Annotated in this window: 20 protein-coding genes; 15 read left to right on the forward strand and 5 right to left on the reverse strand. The window is 30.6% G+C overall.

Annotation, left to right across the window (positions count from 1 at the left end):
- The first annotated feature begins 4 nt into the window (after window positions 1-4).
- The gene (locus JK634_RS15590; RefSeq protein ID WP_202768640.1) at window positions 5-196 is read left to right on the forward strand and encodes a hypothetical protein; all 192 of its coding nucleotides are present in this window, start codon (window positions 5-7) and stop codon (window positions 194-196) included.
- 117 nt (window positions 197-313) lie between these two features.
- Here the strand turns inward: JK634_RS15590 and JK634_RS15595 are convergent, their stop codons facing one another.
- A complete protein-coding gene (locus JK634_RS15595) occupies window positions 314-763 on the reverse strand; it encodes a hypothetical protein (protein WP_202768774.1) in 450 nt (149 codons plus the stop codon).
- A gap of 387 nt (window positions 764-1150) precedes the next feature.
- Between JK634_RS15595 and JK634_RS15600 the strand changes: the two genes are divergently transcribed.
- The 9 genes from JK634_RS15600 to JK634_RS15640 all read left to right on the forward strand — a co-directional run bounded on the left by JK634_RS15600 (window position 1151) and on the right by JK634_RS15640 (window position 11335).
- Complete coding sequence (locus JK634_RS15600; RefSeq protein ID WP_202768642.1) at window positions 1151-1912, forward strand: ABC transporter ATP-binding protein; 762 nt, start codon at window positions 1151-1153, stop codon at window positions 1910-1912.
- Between the two features lie 39 nt (window positions 1913-1951).
- On the forward strand, window positions 1952-3883 hold the full coding sequence (locus JK634_RS15605) for an FtsX-like permease family protein (RefSeq protein WP_202768649.1): 1932 nt from the start codon (window positions 1952-1954) through the stop codon (window positions 3881-3883).
- Window positions 3884-3968: 85 nt separating this feature from the next.
- Window positions 3969-4715, forward strand: coding sequence for a biosynthetic peptidoglycan transglycosylase (locus JK634_RS15610; RefSeq protein WP_202768650.1), 747 nt, complete (start codon window positions 3969-3971; stop codon window positions 4713-4715).
- 161 nt (window positions 4716-4876) lie between these two features.
- A complete protein-coding gene (locus JK634_RS15615) occupies window positions 4877-5422 on the forward strand; it encodes a DUF1259 domain-containing protein (protein WP_338031239.1) in 546 nt (181 codons plus the stop codon).
- Between the two features lie 123 nt (window positions 5423-5545).
- A complete protein-coding gene (locus tag JK634_RS15620) occupies window positions 5546-6598 on the forward strand; it encodes a sugar ABC transporter substrate-binding protein (protein WP_202768651.1) in 1053 nt (350 codons plus the stop codon).
- 184 nt (window positions 6599-6782) lie between these two features.
- A complete protein-coding gene (locus JK634_RS15625; RefSeq protein WP_202768652.1) occupies window positions 6783-8717 on the forward strand; it encodes a Cache 3/Cache 2 fusion domain-containing protein in 1935 nt (644 codons plus the stop codon).
- 165 nt (window positions 8718-8882) lie between these two features.
- Window positions 8883-9650, forward strand: coding sequence for an SDR family NAD(P)-dependent oxidoreductase (locus JK634_RS15630; protein ID WP_202768653.1), 768 nt, complete (start codon window positions 8883-8885; stop codon window positions 9648-9650).
- 165 nt (window positions 9651-9815) lie between these two features.
- A complete protein-coding gene (locus tag JK634_RS15635) occupies window positions 9816-10508 on the forward strand; it encodes a leucine-rich repeat protein (protein WP_202768654.1) in 693 nt (230 codons plus the stop codon).
- Between the two features lie 35 nt (window positions 10509-10543).
- Complete coding sequence (locus tag JK634_RS15640) at window positions 10544-11335, forward strand: hypothetical protein (RefSeq protein ID WP_202768655.1); 792 nt, start codon at window positions 10544-10546, stop codon at window positions 11333-11335.
- Between the two features lie 71 nt (window positions 11336-11406).
- On the opposite strand, the gene JK634_RS15645 is transcribed toward JK634_RS15640, so the two are convergent.
- Window positions 11407-11853, reverse strand: a complete 447-nt coding sequence (locus tag JK634_RS15645; RefSeq protein WP_202768657.1) for a MarR family winged helix-turn-helix transcriptional regulator — start codon at window positions 11851-11853, stop codon at window positions 11407-11409.
- A 111-nt stretch (window positions 11854-11964) separates the two neighbouring features.
- On the opposite strand from JK634_RS15645, the gene JK634_RS15650 reads away from it, so the two are divergent.
- Window positions 11965-12840 carry an SDR family NAD(P)-dependent oxidoreductase gene (locus JK634_RS15650; protein ID WP_202768658.1) on the forward strand — a complete coding sequence of 292 codons (876 nt, stop codon included), beginning with the start codon at window positions 11965-11967 and terminating at the stop codon, window positions 12838-12840.
- Between the two features lie 167 nt (window positions 12841-13007).
- Window positions 13008-13904 carry an HNH endonuclease gene (locus JK634_RS15655; protein WP_202768659.1) on the forward strand — a complete coding sequence of 299 codons (897 nt, stop codon included), beginning with the start codon at window positions 13008-13010 and terminating at the stop codon, window positions 13902-13904.
- Window positions 13905-14047: 143 nt separating this feature from the next.
- On the opposite strand, the gene JK634_RS15660 is transcribed toward JK634_RS15655, so the two are convergent.
- From JK634_RS15660 to JK634_RS15670, 3 genes are all read right to left on the reverse strand, one after another.
- Window positions 14048-14944, reverse strand: coding sequence for a DUF3344 domain-containing protein (locus JK634_RS15660; RefSeq protein WP_202768660.1), 897 nt, complete (start codon window positions 14942-14944; stop codon window positions 14048-14050).
- Between the two features lie 85 nt (window positions 14945-15029).
- Window positions 15030-15929, reverse strand: coding sequence for a hypothetical protein (locus tag JK634_RS15665; RefSeq protein WP_202768661.1), 900 nt, complete (start codon window positions 15927-15929; stop codon window positions 15030-15032).
- 132 nt (window positions 15930-16061) lie between these two features.
- Window positions 16062-16637, reverse strand: coding sequence for a TetR/AcrR family transcriptional regulator C-terminal domain-containing protein (locus JK634_RS15670; RefSeq protein ID WP_202768662.1), 576 nt, complete (start codon window positions 16635-16637; stop codon window positions 16062-16064).
- A gap of 151 nt (window positions 16638-16788) precedes the next feature.
- On the opposite strand from JK634_RS15670, the gene JK634_RS15675 reads away from it, so the two are divergent.
- From JK634_RS15675 to JK634_RS15685, 3 genes are all read left to right on the forward strand, one after another.
- On the forward strand, window positions 16789-17460 hold the full coding sequence (locus tag JK634_RS15675; RefSeq protein ID WP_202768663.1) for a class I SAM-dependent methyltransferase: 672 nt from the start codon (window positions 16789-16791) through the stop codon (window positions 17458-17460).
- 184 nt (window positions 17461-17644) lie between these two features.
- Window positions 17645-18232 (forward strand): TetR/AcrR family transcriptional regulator, encoded by a 588-nt coding sequence (locus JK634_RS15680; RefSeq protein ID WP_202768664.1) that lies wholly within the window; start codon window positions 17645-17647, stop codon window positions 18230-18232.
- Between the two features lie 15 nt (window positions 18233-18247).
- Window positions 18248-18484 (forward strand): zinc ribbon domain-containing protein, encoded by a 237-nt coding sequence (locus JK634_RS15685; protein WP_202768665.1) that lies wholly within the window; start codon window positions 18248-18250, stop codon window positions 18482-18484.
- Window positions 18485-18511 lie beyond the last annotated feature (27 nt).

Below are 18511 nucleotides of genomic sequence, written 5' to 3' on the forward strand. Positions count from 1 at the left end.
TTGTATGGAAGGTTTACTTAGATTGGTTGCAATGATAGGGATGGTCACAATCTTTATAACACCATTAACTTTGATTGTTGGAATAGTTAATGCAATAAAAAAACCAGAGGGGCAGTCTAGACCATATATGATTATGGCTATAATAAGCGCATACTTGATTGTTATGCCGATATTTGGAGCTATGATGCTTAACTAAAAGGTATTATAAAATCTAGATTAGTAACAGGTAGTTCAATTGAACTACCTGTTTTAGTATATTTTCATGGTGTTCTCAAAAAAAGTTATCCTATAAATTTTTCAGAAATTCCGTAAATTATTTTTGAACTCTCATTTTCCTTAATTCCTTGTTAAATTCTTTTATGGTATTTTCATCATTTAAATTTTTCGATATTTCTTTCAGTTTAGGTCGTATCTTATTAATATTCTCAGTAACGTATTGGTTTGAGTTTAGTACAAAAAATTGACTTAAATAAAGTAGCATTTCAGATATTGATTTATTTTCTTTATATGATGATAAAGATCTTAAAGAATCAAGCTCCCCAACAATACTTACACTGTTTTTTATGGCACTTTCATTTGATAATGTACTTGATGAGTTGTATAAATCAAAACTCTTATCCAGAATATTAAAATCCTCCTGAAATTTTTGAGTATTGGATTTTTCAATACGCTTGTAAGTATTCACTCTATAAAATTGAAATAAATTTATTAAAACTAAAAGTAAACAAACTAGTATTAATCCATTTATTATTCTTTTATTCATTCAAACACCTCATCAATTAATAATTATAAATTCGTACTAAATTACAACTTGGTTTTTATACCAATTATAGCATTAATTCCAATATGGTGTACATAATCAACGCATACTAGCTCTCTTATGTTTGCTAAAAGATTCATTAAATATTGGAATTTAACAGTTAATAATTTTCATGGCGCTCTTAAAAAAAGTCATTCTATAATTTCGTTATACCCCACGCAGTCGCTGCGAGGGGCCCACGAAAAAGAATGACTAAATTTTTCAGAGCTTCCGTATGTGACAATATTGTAAGGTTAAAATAATGTTTTGTAAGGAAGAGAAATGGATTGATTATGCTATACTTTGTACAATAATATTGTAGTTCGAAACAAGATATAAAGGAGAATAGATATGAATGATGTTTTAACAGCTAAAAGCTTAAAAAAAGTTTATGGATCAAGGGGTAATGTATACACTGCACTTCATGATATAGATCTAAATATTAAAGAAGGTGAATTTGTAGGAATAATGGGGCCTTCTGGTGCAGGTAAAACAACACTTTTAAATATTATATCTACTATTGATAAACCAAGCAGCGGAATGGTTACTATCGGTGGAGAAGATATAGTTAAGATGAATGAAGAGAAGTTATCTGTATTTAGAAGAAATAAGTTAGGATTTATATTTCAAGATTTTAATCTTTTAGATACCTTAACAGTAAAGGAGAATATAGTTCTTCCACTTGCACTTTCCAAGGTTAATTTAAAGGAAATAGAAAATAGGCTTAGGGAAGTAGCTAGAAACTTAGGGATAGATAATATTTTAAATAAGTATCCTTATGAGATCTCAGGTGGTCAAAAGCAAAGAACAGCAGCTGCTAGAGCTATTATAAATAAGCCAGCTTTAATCTTAGCTGATGAACCTACTGGTGCATTAGATTCTAAATCATCAACTGAGCTTCTTCAGGCTTTAAGTGATTTAAATGAAAATAATAAAGCTACAATTATGATGGTAACTCATGATGCCTTTGCAGCTAGTTATTGCAAGAGAATAATCTTTATCAAAGATGGTTTATTATTTACAGAGATAGCAAGGGGAGGATCTAGAAAAGAATTCTTCCAAAAGATCTTAGATGTACTTAAGACCTTAGGTGGCGGCTTAACTGATATGTAATAAACAAGAACACTAGATATTTAAAGGAGTGAGAAATTAATGGGCTTATTTGATATTGCCTTTAAAAATATAAAGAGAAATTTTTACAACTACTTTTTATACTTTGTATCTATGATATTTAGTATAATGATTTACTTTACTTTTACTTCAATTCAATATAACACGAAGGTTCAAGAGGCTGTAGGATCTTCGGTGAATTTTGCAGCTGTATTTAAGGCAGCGGCTATAGTTGTTGCAGTATTTGTATCCATTTTCATTTGGTATTCTAATTCTTTCTTCATTAGAAAAAGAAAGAAGGAAGTTGCGCTTTATTCTTTACTTGGAATTAGAAAAAAAGAAATAGGAAGAATGCTTTTCTATGAAAATATTGTTATGGGTATACTTGCCCTTATTGCTGGTATTCTTGTTGGAGGTTTACTTTCCAAGCTATTTATAATGTTACTTATTAAACTTATGGGATTTAGTGCGAGCATTTCATTTATGATACCTATTAAGGCAGTTATAAATACTGCTATAATATTTTCAATATTGTTTTTACTAACTTCAATTAACGGCTATAGACTAATATATAAATTTAAGCTTATAGAACTTTTTAAAGCTGAAAATGAAGGGGAAAGGGAGCCGAAGGCATCCTTAATTAGATCAGCATTAGCTATTATATTTATAGCTGCAGGTTATTTATTATATACAAAAGGACCATTAACTTTAAGTGTCTTTGCTATACCAGTAACCTTAGTACTTACTGTAATAGGAACCTTCTTACTTTTCTCTTCCTTGACTTTACTAGTTATAAAGCTTTCAAAGAAGAATAAGAGAAGATACTATAGCGGTATAAACATGGTAGGAACTTCTCAGCTTTTATATAGAATCAAAGGAAGTGCTAGAACTTTAGCAATAATTGCAGTGCTAAGTGCAGCAACCTTAACTGCTATGGAGGTATCTTCAAGCTTCTATTATGACCTTACCGTTAATTTGCAAAAGAATCATGCCTTTACTTATGCATTTGCAAGCAATAACACATCTTTAGATAAAAATGTTGAAGATATAATTTCAAAATATCCTAAAAATAAAATACTTTCATCTGTAGATATGAACTTTGCTAAAGTCCATGGTTTATGGGTGGATGCAGATCAAGCTTCTAACTTTTATTTAATATCGGAAAGTAACTATAATAAAGTAGCAAGCGCAAGAGGATTAAAGGATAAGGTAGAGCTTAATAGCAACGATGAAATCATAATTTACGATGAAAATTTAAGTTTCACCTCCCCAGAAAAAAGTTATATTGGCAAAACTATTAATATAGATACCAATAATCAGAAGCAGACCCTAAAGGTTAAAGACTATAAAGACTATTCTCTTGTAAACACAGGAATGATAAGAAGAGTAGTTGTTGTAAAAGACCAGGTTTATAGTAAGTATTACTTAAAAGACAATCTATATAGAATAAAGGGATATATTACTGATAATAAAAAAGATAGCGAAGAACTTACTAAGGAGTTTATAAGCTTAATCAATAATAAACTTCCAAAGTCAGATGGAAGCTATTTCAACTACTCTGCATATTATGAGGATTATAGAGCAGGACTTACTTACTCAGGGCTTATAATTTTTATTGGTGCCTTTTTAGGTCTTGTATTCTTAGTAGCCACTGGTAGCATAATCTTCTTTAAACAATTATCAGAGGCTAATGATGATAAAAATAGATATGAAATTCTTAAAAAGATAGGAGTTACAAGCAAAGAAATTAAAGCATCTATAAGTAAACAAATCTTTATGATTTTTGCCCTTCCATTAGGAGTGGGAATAATTCATAGCTTAGTGGCATCAACTCTTTTATCAAAGATTACAAGAATGAATTTAACATTACCTATAATTATAACTATAGGTGCATACACAATTATTTACATGATTTATTATTTCTTAACTGTAAATTCTTACTATGATATTATTAATTCAAAAAGATACGCTTAAGGATAAGAAAATTGGTAAAATTACGATAATAAAGTAAGGGGTTTTTGGAATGTAAGATGGCTTAATAATAACGGGGGGAAGACTTATGGCAAAGGATAAAAAGAGACGTAAAAAAAGAGGCTGCCTGCTAACTTTGTTTAAATTCCTTATTTTTATACTTGTAGTTTTATGCATAGGATGGTTTGGACTTAAATTTTATTTTACCAATGTAAACAAGATTGATGATAAGATACGTACTAATGTAAATACTAGCTTAGAAGAAAATAATAGTAAGTATTTAAGTTATAATGAGATACCTGAAATGTATAAGAAAGCATTAATAGCTACAGAAGACCGAAGTTTCTTAAAGAACCCAGGTGTTGACCCAAAAGGGATAGCTAGAGCAATATATGTGGATATAAAAAGTCGCGAACTTGTTCAAGGGGGATCTACAATAACTCAGCAGTTAGTTCATAATACACTTTTAAGTAGCAGAACAAAGCAATTACAGTGGAAACTACTTGAGGGAATCTATGCAATTGGAGTGAATGACACAATAAACAAGGAAGAAACTTTAGCCTTATATTCCAATGTAGTTTATTTTGGACATGGAGCTTATGGATTAAATATGGCTTCAGAGAACTACTTTGGTAGGGAACCATCAGAATTAAATTCAGGAGAGCTTACTATGCTTGCAGGACTTCCTAATGCTCCAAGTAATTATGATCCATATAATAACTATATACTGGCTAGAGAAAGGCAAAAGCAAGTAATACAAAGTATGGTGGATAGTAAGGTAATAAGTGAGTCAGAAGGAAATGAAATTTATAATAAACAGATAAGGTTGAAATAGTAAGAGAGACGTTTTGAATTCAAAACGTCTCTTTACTTATAGTATAAATTATCTAAAAGATAGCACATATTAAATCATTATGAATATTATGTAGTAAACACTCGCTTGTTACATAGAGACAAGAAATTGTCTCTATAAATTATAAACAAGGAGATGGGTGTATGGATAACTATTTTAATTTTGGAGAAGATCCAGGTATTAATGATAGTACAAATATCACTAACAATATAGAAAGTAATAACAACAGTTTAAACAATAACAATTTTAGTAGTAACTGTAACTCATGCAATAGAGATCCTGACCCTTGCAATAAAAGATGCAGCATGTGTGTAGGATTTGCATCAATATTAGGTTCTAATATTTTAGTAAACCAAAATGGAGTATGTGTAGTAGGTTTTATAAGGAACCTAAATGTTGAAATACTTGGAAGAAGAACTCGTTCACCATTATCAATAGGCTCAAGATTTTCATATGAGAATCCAGATAGAAATGGAAGAACCTTAAATCTAGGTGAAGTGGTTTTACTACAAAACGAAGTTAATGATTTTGTTAGCGCTCTTAGAAGATGTGGTATAATCGTTACTTCAATTAATAGCCGCTGGTTATTTGATGATCCTAGACTTGTATATGTTAATTTTGAATCAATAGACTGTCCATTAGATTTTGCAAGAAAAGTAGCACAAGCTTTAAGAACAATTAGATGCTAGATTAGTATTAACCGTGCTAGATAAAACTAGCACGGTTTTTATAGTTAACCTGTAGGAACAAGTACCAATTTGCTTATTAGTTGAATATGATAATTATTGAGTAATTGAAAAAAGGTGGTAGGTTTGTATTTATCTATACCGAAGAATTTAAATATTTTAGTTAAGTATGTAAGTAAAGAGAGCTTAAACATAGAGTGTTTAGAAATATTATATGAATGTAAGTACAGAGAACATGAAGAGATAGGTGTAACCATTCCTAATCAGAGAGAGGCTAGATGGGTTAGAGATAAGGAAGGGATGGAGGAAGAGGCTAAGTTAGATTATGTTACTTTAAAGATAGGATATTCTGAATTTAATTTAAAGAAACAAGAGGAGCAAGTAGAAGATTTAATAAAAGAAGGAGTGGATTTATTAATAATAACGCCAGTTGATCCGGAAGAGGAAGCAGAATTAGTTAAAGATGCTCATAAAAAGCTGATTAAAGTAATTTCTTATGAAGAACTTATAAAAAATGCTGATGTAGATTTATATGTAGCTTTTGATAATTTAACTATTGGAGAGCTTCAAGGAAAGTATTTAACCAAAAAGGTTCCAAGGGGTAATTATATTATTCTATCTGGTGACTCTGGAGGAAATACTTTTAAGAGAGGAGCAATGGAATATATACAGCCTTTAGTTAGTAGAGGGGAGATAAGAATAGTTACAGATGAAGTTGTAGATGATTGGGACCCAAAGAATGCCTATGATATAGTAAAAGATTCATTAATTAAAAATAATAATAGAGTAAATGCCGTATTAGCTCCAAATGATGCTATTGCAGGAGCTGCAATTGAAGCGCTAAAGGAGAAAGGTTTAGCGGGAAGGGTAGCGATAACAGGGCAAGATGCAGATATAGATGCAATTAGAAGAATAATTGAAGGAACTCAATCAATGACTGTATTTAAAGATTCAAGGCAACTAGGTAAGACTGCAATAAATGCAGCAGTAAAATTAATGAGAGGAGAAGCAATAGAAACAACAAACACAATAAATAACGGTAAGGTAGATGTACCTTCTATATTACTATCACCAATAAGTGTAGATAGTTCTAATGTAAACACAGCAGTTTTGGGAACTGGATTTTATAAATTTGAAGATGTTTATAAAAGAATGTATAGTAACTACTTAAATGTATAGAATAGGGACGTTTTGTTTGTAAAAAGGGTACAAACAAAACGCCCCTATATCTATTTAGTAAGGATTAAATTCATGTTTGATAAATTATATACGAAAAAGTTAATAGTGTGATATAATTATCCGGGCATTTTGATTTTAATTTAGATTTTTTTATAATTCACAAACAAAGGAGAAGGTTTTCTTTATGAAAATTAAGTATAAACTTATTATTAGCTATTTAGGGTTAATTATATTTGCTGTAAGTGTTTTAGGATATCTTATTGCAGAAAGATCCCAAAAGGCAGTATTAACAGAAGTAAATGAAAAAAGTCAGCGCTTAACAGAATCAATATGTACAACTCTTAGTGTAAGAAATGATTTGCTAACAGAAAAATCCTATGGGGATTTAAACTTTGCCATGTCTATTTTAAATGATTTAGATGTTATGAGGGTAGATTATAATGAAACTGTAAAAGTTGGGGAATTTAATTTGCCAGTTCTGTATGCGGGAAAGCAGAGATTATCCTTAGACAATACTATAGTTGACAAGCTTAAACAGTCTACTGGCACAGTTGGATCTATATTTCTACTTCATGATAATAAATTAATTAGAGTTTCAAGCACAATTTCAGTAGAAGATAAGAGTATAATAGGTACTTATATACCCAGTGATTCCATAGCTTATAAAAAAATACTTAATAAAGAAGAATATATCGGTGATATAACAATACAAAATAATTCATATATAACAAGAATGAAACCATTACTTGATAAAGATAATAAAGTTATAGGGGCAATAGGCATTGGAAATAAAGTTATAAATGACTATTTAGAGCAAACCTTAAGTAATATAAAATTAGGACAAACTGGTTATGTATATATATTAGATTCAGAAGGAAATGTAATTGTTCACCCTTATGATAAAGGTAAAAATGTGAAAAATTATGATTTCGTACAAAATATGCATACGAACAATAGTGGGAAAATTGAGTATACATATAATGGAATAAAAAAAGTAGGATATTATAAATATTTTGAGCCGTGGCATTGGTATATTGTAACTTCAGCTAATTATGATGAACTTAATTCTTCAGCAATATCAATTTATGAGACCACACTATTAACTGGATTAGGAATAGTTATATTAGGCGGAATTATAGCATTAATTATAGCTCATAATTTAGTGAAGCCTATAAATAAGCTAAAAGACTGCGTAGAGATAGCAGGAAAAGGAGATCTATCAGTAAGATGTAATATAAATAGTAAAAATGAAATAGGAATTCTTTCGAATAGCTTTAATAATATGTTGGTAGAAAATAATAGACTACTTGAGGAAACAGTTCAGTATGACAAATTAAAAACTGAATTTATAGCAAATATGTCTCATGAATTAAGAACTCCACTTAATATTATATTTTCAACAGCACAATTATTTGATGTATTTATTAAAAGTGGTGAAGATGTAGATATTAAAAAGATAAAAGGTTACACAGGAAGCATAAAACAAAATTGTTATAGGTTATTAAGATTAGTAAACAATCTTATAGATGTTACTAAAATTGATTCTGGTTTTGTAAGTTTAGAATTAATGAATGCAAATATAGTACAAGTTGTTGAGGACATAACCCAATCAACTGCGGAGTATGTACAAAATATGTCAAGAACAATAATATTTGATACCGATGTAGAAGAAAAGTTTATGGCCTTTGACCCGGCGAAACTTGAGAGAATATTACTTAATTTAATTTCCAATGCAACCAAATTTACTAATCCAGGTGATAGTATTGAAGTATCACTATTTGACAAGGGTGATCATGTAATTATTTCAGTTAAGGATACAGGAGTAGGTATCCCTGAAGAAAGAATTCCTGAACTTTTCCAAAGATTTAAGCAGATAGATCCACTTTTAAGCAGAAGTCATGAAGGAAGTGGAATCGGATTATCCATAGTAAGAGCATTAGTTGAAATGCATGGAGGCACAATAGGAGTAAAAAGCAAATTTGGAGAAGGAACAGAGTTTAATATATACATTCCAGCGAAAGTTATTAAAGAGGAACCAAAAACAAAGGTTAATAATGATTTAAACAACCAATCAAATGTTGAAAAAATTAAAATAGAATTCTCAGATATTTATAAATAAATTATAAGGATGTAATGTTTGTATAAAGTGCAATCATTACATCCTTTTATTTAGACATAATAAAATTTAATGATGAATTAATAGAATAATATTTATATTTTGGAAAGGGAATATATATAATATATAGTTCACAAAAATTTGAAATAACTTTACGGAGGTATAGATATGTTTGAATTAAAGGGTAAAATAGCTGTAGTTACTGGAGCCTCAAGTGGACTCGGAAAAGATGCAGCCTTAGCTTATGCAAAGGAAGGTGCTAACCTATGTCTTTTAGCGAGGAGAATAGAAAAACTTGAAGAGCTTGAAAAGGAAATAAAAGCTTTGGGAGTTAAAGCAATCTCAATTAAGTGTGATGTAACTAAGGAAGATGAAGTTAAAGCAGCAATAGAAACTGCAGTTATTGAATTTGGCAGAATAGATATCTTACTTAATAATGCTGGAATAGCAGTTCGTGGTGGAGTTGACACCCTAAGCGAAGAGGACTGGAATAGAAGCATGGATACTAATGTTAAGGGAATTTACCTAGTTAGTAAATATGTAATTCCAATTATGAAAAGGCAAAACTATGGTAAGGTAATTAATATTAGCTCTATTAATGCAATACTTGCAGATAAAAATGATATATTTATAAGACATTCTTATAATGCATCTAAAGCAGCTGTTATTGGACTTTCAAGAGGAATGGCAGCATCTTATTCTCAATTTGGAATTACTGTTAATTCTGTATGTCCAGGATTATTTGAATCTGAAATGACAGAAAATACTTTATTTAAATCCAAAGAGTTCTTAACAAAATATAATATGCTTTGCCCAGCAAATAGACCAGCTAAAAGAGGAGAATTAAATGGAACAATACTTTACTTCTCGTCTGATGCATCAAGTTATGTAACAGGGCAGCATATTGTGGTAGATGGCGGATTATCAATAGTGTAGAATAATAAATATGTGAAAGAAAAGAGGTGCTAACCCAATTAGAGGGTTAGCATTTCTTTTCTTTTTTTATGCGCTTAAGTACACTGGCCGTAACATATTATGTAGCAGGGGAATATGATGTATTGTACGGACTGAAGAAAAATAAGTATTCAAAGGAGAAATATTATGAATGACTTTAGTAGCAAACTAATGAGATTGATTGAAGATAATATAAGTAAGGGAAAATATGTACAAAAAAATATTGAAGTTTCTGCTGCTACAGGAGATCAATATTTTGTCTTTCAATTAAGAAGTGATGGAGGTTATTCAATATTTGCAAAAGCTGATGTGGAAATGCCTAAAGAAATAGAAATCCCAAGTCAATTTAGTAATAAACCAGTGGTTTCAATCGGTAAAAATGCATTTAGCAATAGTGAAAATAGGGTGATAAAGAATCAAAAGATAGAGAGTGTAACTATACCAGAATCAATAATGAATATCTCAGATGAAGCTATGAAAGATTGTATAAGGCTTTTAAAAGTTATTATTTTTGGAAATAGGGTACCAACCCTAGGCAAAAATGTTTTCTTGAATACACCAAAAGAATTAGCAATATACGTTCCAGTAGGAATGGTAGATGTTTATAAAAATGATCCAAGCTGGAGTGCCTATAGGGATAAAATTCAAGCAATAGATGTGCCTTCACCAGAAGAAACTCCAAATCAAGAGGGGCTAGTTAATACTGTAGTTACAACAGTAGTTGATAGTAAAGATGTTTCAATATCTTATAATTTCTATTTCTTAAACATCACTAATTCTACAGTTGTGAATGATGATGAAAACTATGACGTTAAGAACTTTGATGATATAGATCAGTAAGTGAGTAAAATTTACTAAACAAAGGAGTAAAAGATATGGTTAGAAAAACAATTGAAACCAATGTTATTATAGCTGAGCAAGAAGAACTATTTTTTAAAGAAGTAGTATTTGATTTTGATGCATTACCACCACAAGAGGGAAGTGGCGGCCTTCTTTCTAATGTAGCTTCAAGACTATTTAAAATACAAAATATTGATGAAAGTGTTGAGGTTAAAGCATATCCTACAAGAGATTGTGCTATTATGTTTAATGCGTGGATAACAAAAAATATATCTTATAAAATTGCAGCACGAGTTCCAAAAGAAACTACTCCTATGCCTCCAACCCCTATGCCTGTTGCAGGTGATAATCCTCCAACCCCTCCACTAAATCCAATTGAGATGGTAGGAGTAGGAATTGAAGATTCAGCTGGCTATCCAACAGTTTATGGACCACTTCATCACATGACAAAAGTAATCGACTTTGGTGGATTTGTAAAATTAGATCTTCCATTTGGAGAAAAATTAAGAGAAACAGATACTGTAGAAGTAGTATGTGCAGAAATAGTAGGGACACATGATGAATTATTAAATCCAGAACCAATTCAAAACCAACATTCATCGACTTCAGTGACTTATCAAGAAGTGGAGATACCATTACCTCCAAATCCATTAGATCCTGATGCGCCACCACAAACTATGAAGATTATAGTACCAGTACCAGTGACTACTACAAGCTTTAAACCCTTTGATCCACCACTAACTCAATACGCAAGATTAAGGGAAAAAATGTGTATAAAAATTAAAGTTAGAGTGATAAGAAAAGAGTGCGTTGATATAAATTCTTAAGAAAAGTAATTTTTGAACTTTCAACTAATATATTCTTATAGTAGTTGAAAGTTCAAAAGCTTATATACATTCTAAATATTATCAGGTTGATTAAAATCTTTAAGCATTTCTATAAAGTTTTCAAGCTCTAAATCATCCCATCTAGAAATACGTTCATAGAAAGCAGATTCTTTCTCTTTTAATGCCTCAATAGTTTTTTCACTTCCTAGATCAGTTAGTGATAATAGTACGCCACGTTTATCATTAGGAGATGGCTCACCTTTTACATAGTTTAATTTTTTCAATTGATTCACAAGCCTACTAACGGAACTACGATCCATTGCAGTTGATTCAGCTAAAGCTGTAGCACTCGTTGGGCCATAGGAGTAAAGCCAGCGAACAATAAGAAAGGCAGCAGGTTGTAGTGTGGAATCAAAACGTGCAGCTGTTTTCATATTTAATGCGTGGGATGCACTTATTAGTGCATTAATCTGTTTACCTAGACTCAGCTCTAAATTTATTCTATTAGTATTTTTCATAATTCACCTCACATGAAATAAAGTACTTGACATATATCAAGCAAGTATATATAGTTGACATATGTCAAGTATAATTATTTATTTAAATCATGTCAAGCAAGGAGGATTATTATGGATAAATATCATACAGTTGTAATTACTGGTGCTACTAGTGGTCTTGGACAATTAGTTGCAATTGATTTAGCAAAGAAAGGTGCTAACTTAGTGCTGACTGCAAGAAATAAGGAAAAAGCGAACTCAACTAAAAAAATGCTTCAAGAATTAAATCCTAAAGCTAAAATAGACTTCTTTTATGGAGACTTATCACTACTTAAAGATGTTAAGAGAGTAGGAGAGGAGATTAAAACTAAGTATCCTAAAATTGATGTACTTATCAATAATGCTGGGCTACATGCATTTGAGCAAAGAATAACTTCAGAAGGGTTTCCTGAAATGATTGCAGTTAATTATTTGGCACCATGGTTATTAACCAATATATTAAAAGAATCATTAATCAATTCAGAAAGTGCTAGAATTGTTAATGTTGCGTCTGAAGCATCGCGAAATCACGGTGAACTTAGACTTCCAGAAGATTTATTAGACACATCAAGCTTTACAGCTAGAGGGTCGTCAGTGATATATGGTAAGACAAAATTATTAGATATTATGTTTACTTATGAACTTGCACGAAAACTTACTGGAACTAATGTTACAGTTAATTCTCTTAATCCAGGCTTCAATGTTACTGGGATTGGACGTGAACTTTGGTTTTCCTCAATACTTGAAAAAATATTAAAGATTTTACATATCGGAGATCCTCGTAAAGGGGCAGATATTATTCTTAGTTTAGCTACTAGCTCAGAATATAATAAAATAACTGGTGGATATTTTAATGTTGGAACAGGAAAAGAGATCACTCCAGTATATCCTGGTAATGATAAGGATATGCAAAATAAATTGTGGAATGATACTATGATGATGCTTAATGAAAGAGGGTATATTGAATAAAAAGATTAATATATTCAACAAATATTAGAAAATAAAGATATAAAAATAGAAGCTTTGAAAAAATTCCAATGAAATATATTTAGGTTATAAACTATGAATCTTATTCATGTGATATAATGAAACAATTACTAGATAGTATTCTTTGTTCTATTATTTGGAGGGTTAGTATGATTGAAAAAATATGTGAAATTATTAATGATGAGTATTGTTGCGATATTGATATAACTGTTGAGGAATGGAAACAATTATTAACTAATCCTAAAGTTTTCGATGATAAAAGCATGGAAGCTATAAAAAAGTGGTATATAGAATCTGGGCACTCTGCTACTTGTAGTTATATTGGTAAAAAATATAATGAGCACAGTATGAGTGCAAATGGAATAATAAATGGTTTAGCTGGAAGAGTTCAAAAAGAACTTGGACGGTTCACTGTTAAAGGAATTGGGGGTATAGCTAAAGGTACAAGATTTATTGTTGTAATGAAGAGTAAACTAATTGATACAAAACCAAAGACTTGGGAGTGGACGCTTAGAGAGGAACTTGTAAAAGCTATTGAAGAATTATATATATTTTCAGATGATAGTTATTCAGATGATGATCTTGTTACAGATATCGGTGATATTGACATTTCTCCTGATTACCCTCATTTTGAGTATAGTGGTAAACCTAAAGATAAGAAGGATCCTCTTAATGTACAAAATAAATACTTATATCCTCGAAGTCACAAGGTATCAATAAATGCTTTGCAGCATGCAAATTATAAATGTGAATTTGATAATACCCATGTAACATTTACTAGGAGAAATTCGGATTTAAACTATACTGAACCTCACCATTTAATCCCAATTACTTACCATAATAAATTTAAAGTATCTCTTGATGTTGAAGAAAATATTGTTTCTTTATGTTGCAATTGTCACAAACAAATACACTTGGGACAAGGGTTTGAAGTGATGTTAGAAAAACTATATAATGAGCGAAAAGATTTATTAAATATGGTGGGTATAGATATTTCGTTAGATAATCTTATTAAACTATATAAAAATGAAAAAGGCGATAATTAAATAGTAGAAATGTTATTAAAAGAAAACAAAGTTAGTAAAGATGTAAATGGAAAGTGAAAAATTACTTGGATTACAGCTTCATTTTTTTAAGAAGAGAAAATAAATATTTATAAATAAAAAGATACATTTTATATGTATCTTTTTTATTTGCAAAAATCAATTCCTCGAACTTCTGTAGATACTTTTTGGGAAGGAGCATTCACAGAAAATACTTGTGCTATCCAAATTAGAATGCCACTTAGTGGAACATGTACTTCTGCTGTAGCTGAAGTATCACCTGAATTTACAAGATTACTTACATCTACTGATACATTACTCCACAGAGGGCCAGAAGAATTGTTAAAAACATTTGTTCCAACCATAGAGTTATTAAAATAAGCATTATCTCTTCCATTAGAAGATTGTCCAACCATGTATGTTGTTTTAGCAGTAATAGGTGGATTGCCCACAATGAAATCCTGAAAGGTAGTTTCTATAGTATCATCGTAAAATGCTACTAAACCTTTATTTATTAAAACAGTCTTAAAAGGTTTACTAAAATTAGAATATACAACTACTAAAGAAGCACCATCAGTTTGAAGGACACGAAATGCACCTCTTGGAAAATCTTCTAATACATTTATACCTTCTTTTGCAATAGATGAAACATCCGCATAAAATCCATCAATATAATCTCCCCCAAAATCTATGGTACTTATTAAGGTTCCGGTTATATTTATGTTATTCAATTTACCACCTGGTAATATTGGACCTACATAACCACCAAATCTTATAACATCCCAAAATAGAAATGCTGCTTCAATAGATGATCCAGGAGGTAAAGTTATACCTATAGTAGCAGATCCAGTAGCTGTAAGACCTACACCCATTGCTTCGTAATCTCCATACAAAGCTCTGTTGTAAAATTCAGTTAATGGATTCGGAGTTGGCGCATATAATATGTCATATAGATCATTTCGATTTTGATCTATAGTGTAATTAATTGATACACCATCGGAGGGCATTATAAGAGGATGACTTTCAGTATTTTTGGTTTCCATTAAAATTACCTCAAATAAGTATTACTTTTAATAGTATAAGATATTCAAGGGCGTTATTTCTGGTTATAAATATTTAAGATCTTTTTTATTTGCAAAGATCAATTCCTCTAACTTCAGTAGATGGCTTTGAAGGAGTTTTTGGAAGAGGAGCATTCACAGAAAATGCTTGTGCGACCCATATGAGAATGTTGCTTTGAGCATTTAGTATTCCAGCTATAGCAGTTGTATCTCCAGGATTAACCTGGTTACTTACATCCAAAGTTACATTACTCCAGAAAAAGCCTGATGAGAAATTAAAAACATTAGTTGCAATCGTTGATCCATTAAAATAAGCAGCGTCATTGCCATTAGTAGTCTGACCGACCATATATGTTGTTTTAGCTATTATTGGCGAATTTGCAGCTTTAAAATTATTAATGGTAGTGTAAGCTGTTTCTCTAAAAAAGTAAAATATACCTTTATTTAATACTATTGTTTTATAAGGTAGACCATAATTATAATAGATAACAACTAAAGAGGCGCCGTCAGTTTGATATCTTCCTGGAATTCTTGGAAAGCCAGCAAGTTCATTATCCCCAATCTTTACTAAGTTGGTTACATCTGCATAAAATCCATTAACTTCTGAATCAAAACCAGTTGAACCAATTAAAGTTCCAGTTATAGGGTTACCATTTAGTATACCACTTGGTAATACTGGAAGCGTACCTATGGATTTAGATACATCCCAAAAAAGAAAAGCAGCAACAATAGTTGATCCATTAGGAAGGGATATGTTTATAGTGCCTGCTCCATTGATAGCCAAACCAATACCATTAGCCACATAATCACCATATAAAGTTATGTTGTAGAATTCAGTTAATGGAATTGGGTTTGGGGCTATGCCCATTACAGAGACATCACTTTGATTCTGATTTAAATCATAGTTAAATTGTTTTCCATCAGATAATGTTGTAAAAGTAGGTGATTGTATATTTTTAACATCCATTAAAATTACCTCGAATAACTATTATATTTAATAGTATAAGATATTCAGAGGTGTTATTTCTGGATATAAATTTTAAGAGCTTAAATATATTTACAAAGATCAATTCCTATAACTTCAGTAGATTCTTTCTTTTTAATCAACAAGTAGTCCTGCTAATATAACTTCTAATCCATATAAAAATTGCCCCTCAAAGTCTATACTCATTTCATATTGTTCTCCAAAAATTAAGCCGAACTGTTTAGCTGCATCAGGTGAAATATCTTTTCCGCGAATTTCATCAGCAACAAAGGATAAAACATAATTATTTAAAATATTTGCAGCAGTTAAGCAATTTTTATTAGAAACTCCATAGCTAGTTAAAGTAGCTAAAATAAATTTTATACCTTCTATCCTGCTTGGAGTACGTGGAAAAGATGTTGCCAAAACTTCTACAGCATCTCTAGTGTTTAATAAAACTCTACGTATTTCTAAAGAAAGAGCTATTAAGGTTTCTTTTGGATCCTCTAAGTTTTTAGGTAATACTATTTCTTTGTTAATATGTTCAGCAATCAAATCATATAAATCTTGTTTGTCTTTGATATGCCAATATAAGGAGGCAGCTTTAATATCTAATTCTTTTGCCAAAGCCCGCATTGATAAATTGTTTATTCCATCACGATTTAGTATATCTAGTGATGCTTTTATAATTGAATCTTTTGTTATAGCCATAAAATCACTCCAAAAAATTTATAATAAACATTGACACTAACACCGTTAGATGATACACTAACGGTGTTAGATACCTAACTATGTTAGGTGCTTATAATTATAGGTAATAATTTTAATAAAATCAATATGTTTTATAAGGAGAAGGCTAATTATGATGAAAGATATGAAAAATATGAGAAAAAGTAAGGATATTGGTATTTATGGTTTAACAGCAAAATGGTATGATAAGAATTCTCGCAAAAGTAGAATTGCGGAAATGAAAAGATATGCTGATGAAGTTGCTTCTCATGTTGATAAAAATGCAAATATATTAGAAGTAGCTCCTGGTCCAGGCTATTTATCAATTGAACTTGCGAAGAAGGGGTTTAATTTAACAGGAGTGGAGATAAGTCCCGATTTTGTAGAGATTGAAAAAAATAATGCAAAGGAAGCAAATGTTTCCGTTAATTTTAAAGAAGGGAATGCATCAAATCTCCCTTGTGAAAATAATTCTTTCGATTTTATAGTATGCAGTGCTGCATTTAAAAATTTTAAAGATCCCGTAAAAGCACTAAATGAAATGTATAGAGTTCTTAAAGAAGGTGGAACATCTTTAATAATTGATATGAATTATGATGCAACATCTGAAGATATAAATAATGAAGTAGTAAGATCAGGAATGAAGGGGTTTGATAAGTATTTTGTGAAATTTTCCTTTAAAACTTTCTTGAAACAAGGGGCATACACTAAAGAAGATTTTGAGAGGCTATTAAAAGAAACCCCTTTTAATAGATATGAGATAAAACAAGAAGGAATCTGTTTATATGTTTATCTATATAAATAAATGAAAGTCTATTTAATGTGAGAAGAGTTATACTTAGTTGTTAATTAAGTATAACTCTATTTTTTATATTTTTTTGAGGGTGAAATAATAGTAGTGGAATTATATGGTTGACAACCTTTGGTACACATGATAAAATGAGTACGTACTCAATGAGTAAACACTCAATGAAATAGAGGGGAATTATATGGCAGGAACACAAAGACAAGATCAGAAACTTAAAACTAGAAATCATATTATTGAGATAGCTTTAAATCAATTTGCAAAGGATGGACTGACTTTAGCTCGTACAGCCGATATTGCAAGTGCTGCAAATGTATCTCATGGCACAATCTTTTCTCATTTTAAAACAAGAGAAATTCTTTTGGATGAGGTTATTGAGGAGTTTGGCAGACGTATTACAACTAGGCTCCATGAACTTGTTAGTAGTGATTGTGATATGAGAGATGTCCTTGAAGCTCACTTAAGAGGTATTAGTGAATATGAAACTTTTTATACTAGATTGATTTTGGAAAGCCGTTTACTAAATGAAAGTTCTCGTAATTCAATAATTATGATTCAATCAGCTATATCCTTTCACATAATTCAAGTTGCTGAAAGAGATATAAAGGAATGCAAAATACGAGAAATACCGCTTGATTTAATTTTTAATACTTGGATAGGTTTAGTTCATCACTATTTAATAAATAGTGATTTATATACAAAAGAGGGCACTCTTTTTGATGCGCACGGAAAGAGATTAATTGATCACTTTTTAAATTTATTAAACAAATAGAAAGGAGAAAATAAAATGAAAACATGTATAGCTTGTGGAATGCCAATGAAAACTCAAAATGAATTTGCAATGGGGGATGAAAGTAAGGATTATTGCGTTTATTGTGCAAGACCAGATGGAACAATGCAATCTTATGAGGAAAAGCTTGAATCTATGACTGGATTTATTATAAGAACTCAAGGATTAGTGGAAGATGCAGCAAAGAGTGCAGCAAAAGGAATGTTAGAAAAACTTCCAGCGTGGAAAAAATAAAGTTACTTTTGAGGGAAGTGTGCAGAT

Source organism: Clostridium paridis (assembly GCF_016765615.1).
Classification (GTDB): domain Bacteria; phylum Bacillota; class Clostridia; order Clostridiales; family Clostridiaceae; genus Clostridium_T; species Clostridium_T paridis.

Bases quoted from the DNA above. Each gene is read 5' to 3' on its own strand.
- JK634_RS15670 (WP_202768662.1), bottom strand. From the start codon at position 16,637: ATGGCTATAACAAAAGATTCAATTATAAAAGCATCACTAGATATACTA.
- JK634_RS15685 (WP_202768665.1), top strand. From the start codon at position 18,248: ATGAAAACATGTATAGCTTGTGGAATGCCAATGAAAACTCAAAATGAA.
- JK634_RS15600 (WP_202768642.1), top strand. From the start codon at position 1,151: ATGAATGATGTTTTAACAGCTAAAAGCTTAAAAAAAGTTTATGGATCA.
- JK634_RS15675 (WP_202768663.1), top strand. From the start codon at position 16,789: ATGATGAAAGATATGAAAAATATGAGAAAAAGTAAGGATATTGGTATT.
- JK634_RS15615 (WP_338031239.1), top strand. From the start codon at position 4,877: ATGGATAACTATTTTAATTTTGGAGAAGATCCAGGTATTAATGATAGT.
- JK634_RS15640 (WP_202768655.1), top strand. From the start codon at position 10,544: ATGGTTAGAAAAACAATTGAAACCAATGTTATTATAGCTGAGCAAGAA.
- JK634_RS15630 (WP_202768653.1), top strand. From the start codon at position 8,883: ATGTTTGAATTAAAGGGTAAAATAGCTGTAGTTACTGGAGCCTCAAGT.
- JK634_RS15680 (WP_202768664.1), top strand. From the start codon at position 17,645: ATGGCAGGAACACAAAGACAAGATCAGAAACTTAAAACTAGAAATCAT.
- JK634_RS15610 (WP_202768650.1), top strand. From the start codon at position 3,969: ATGGCAAAGGATAAAAAGAGACGTAAAAAAAGAGGCTGCCTGCTAACT.
- JK634_RS15635 (WP_202768654.1), top strand. From the start codon at position 9,816: ATGAATGACTTTAGTAGCAAACTAATGAGATTGATTGAAGATAATATA.
- JK634_RS15645 (WP_202768657.1), bottom strand. From the start codon at position 11,853: ATGAAAAATACTAATAGAATAAATTTAGAGCTGAGTCTAGGTAAACAG.
- JK634_RS15605 (WP_202768649.1), top strand. From the start codon at position 1,952: ATGGGCTTATTTGATATTGCCTTTAAAAATATAAAGAGAAATTTTTAC.
- JK634_RS15595 (WP_202768774.1), bottom strand. From the start codon at position 763: ATGAATAAAAGAATAATAAATGGATTAATACTAGTTTGTTTACTTTTA.
- JK634_RS15655 (WP_202768659.1), top strand. From the start codon at position 13,008: ATGATTGAAAAAATATGTGAAATTATTAATGATGAGTATTGTTGCGAT.
- JK634_RS15665 (WP_202768661.1), bottom strand. From the start codon at position 15,929: ATGGATGTTAAAAATATACAATCACCTACTTTTACAACATTATCTGAT.
- JK634_RS15660 (WP_202768660.1), bottom strand. From the start codon at position 14,944: ATGGAAACCAAAAATACTGAAAGTCATCCTCTTATAATGCCCTCCGAT.
- JK634_RS15650 (WP_202768658.1), top strand. From the start codon at position 11,965: ATGGATAAATATCATACAGTTGTAATTACTGGTGCTACTAGTGGTCTT.
- JK634_RS15590 (WP_202768640.1), top strand. From the start codon at position 5: ATGGAAGGTTTACTTAGATTGGTTGCAATGATAGGGATGGTCACAATC.
- JK634_RS15625 (WP_202768652.1), top strand. From the start codon at position 6,783: ATGAAAATTAAGTATAAACTTATTATTAGCTATTTAGGGTTAATTATA.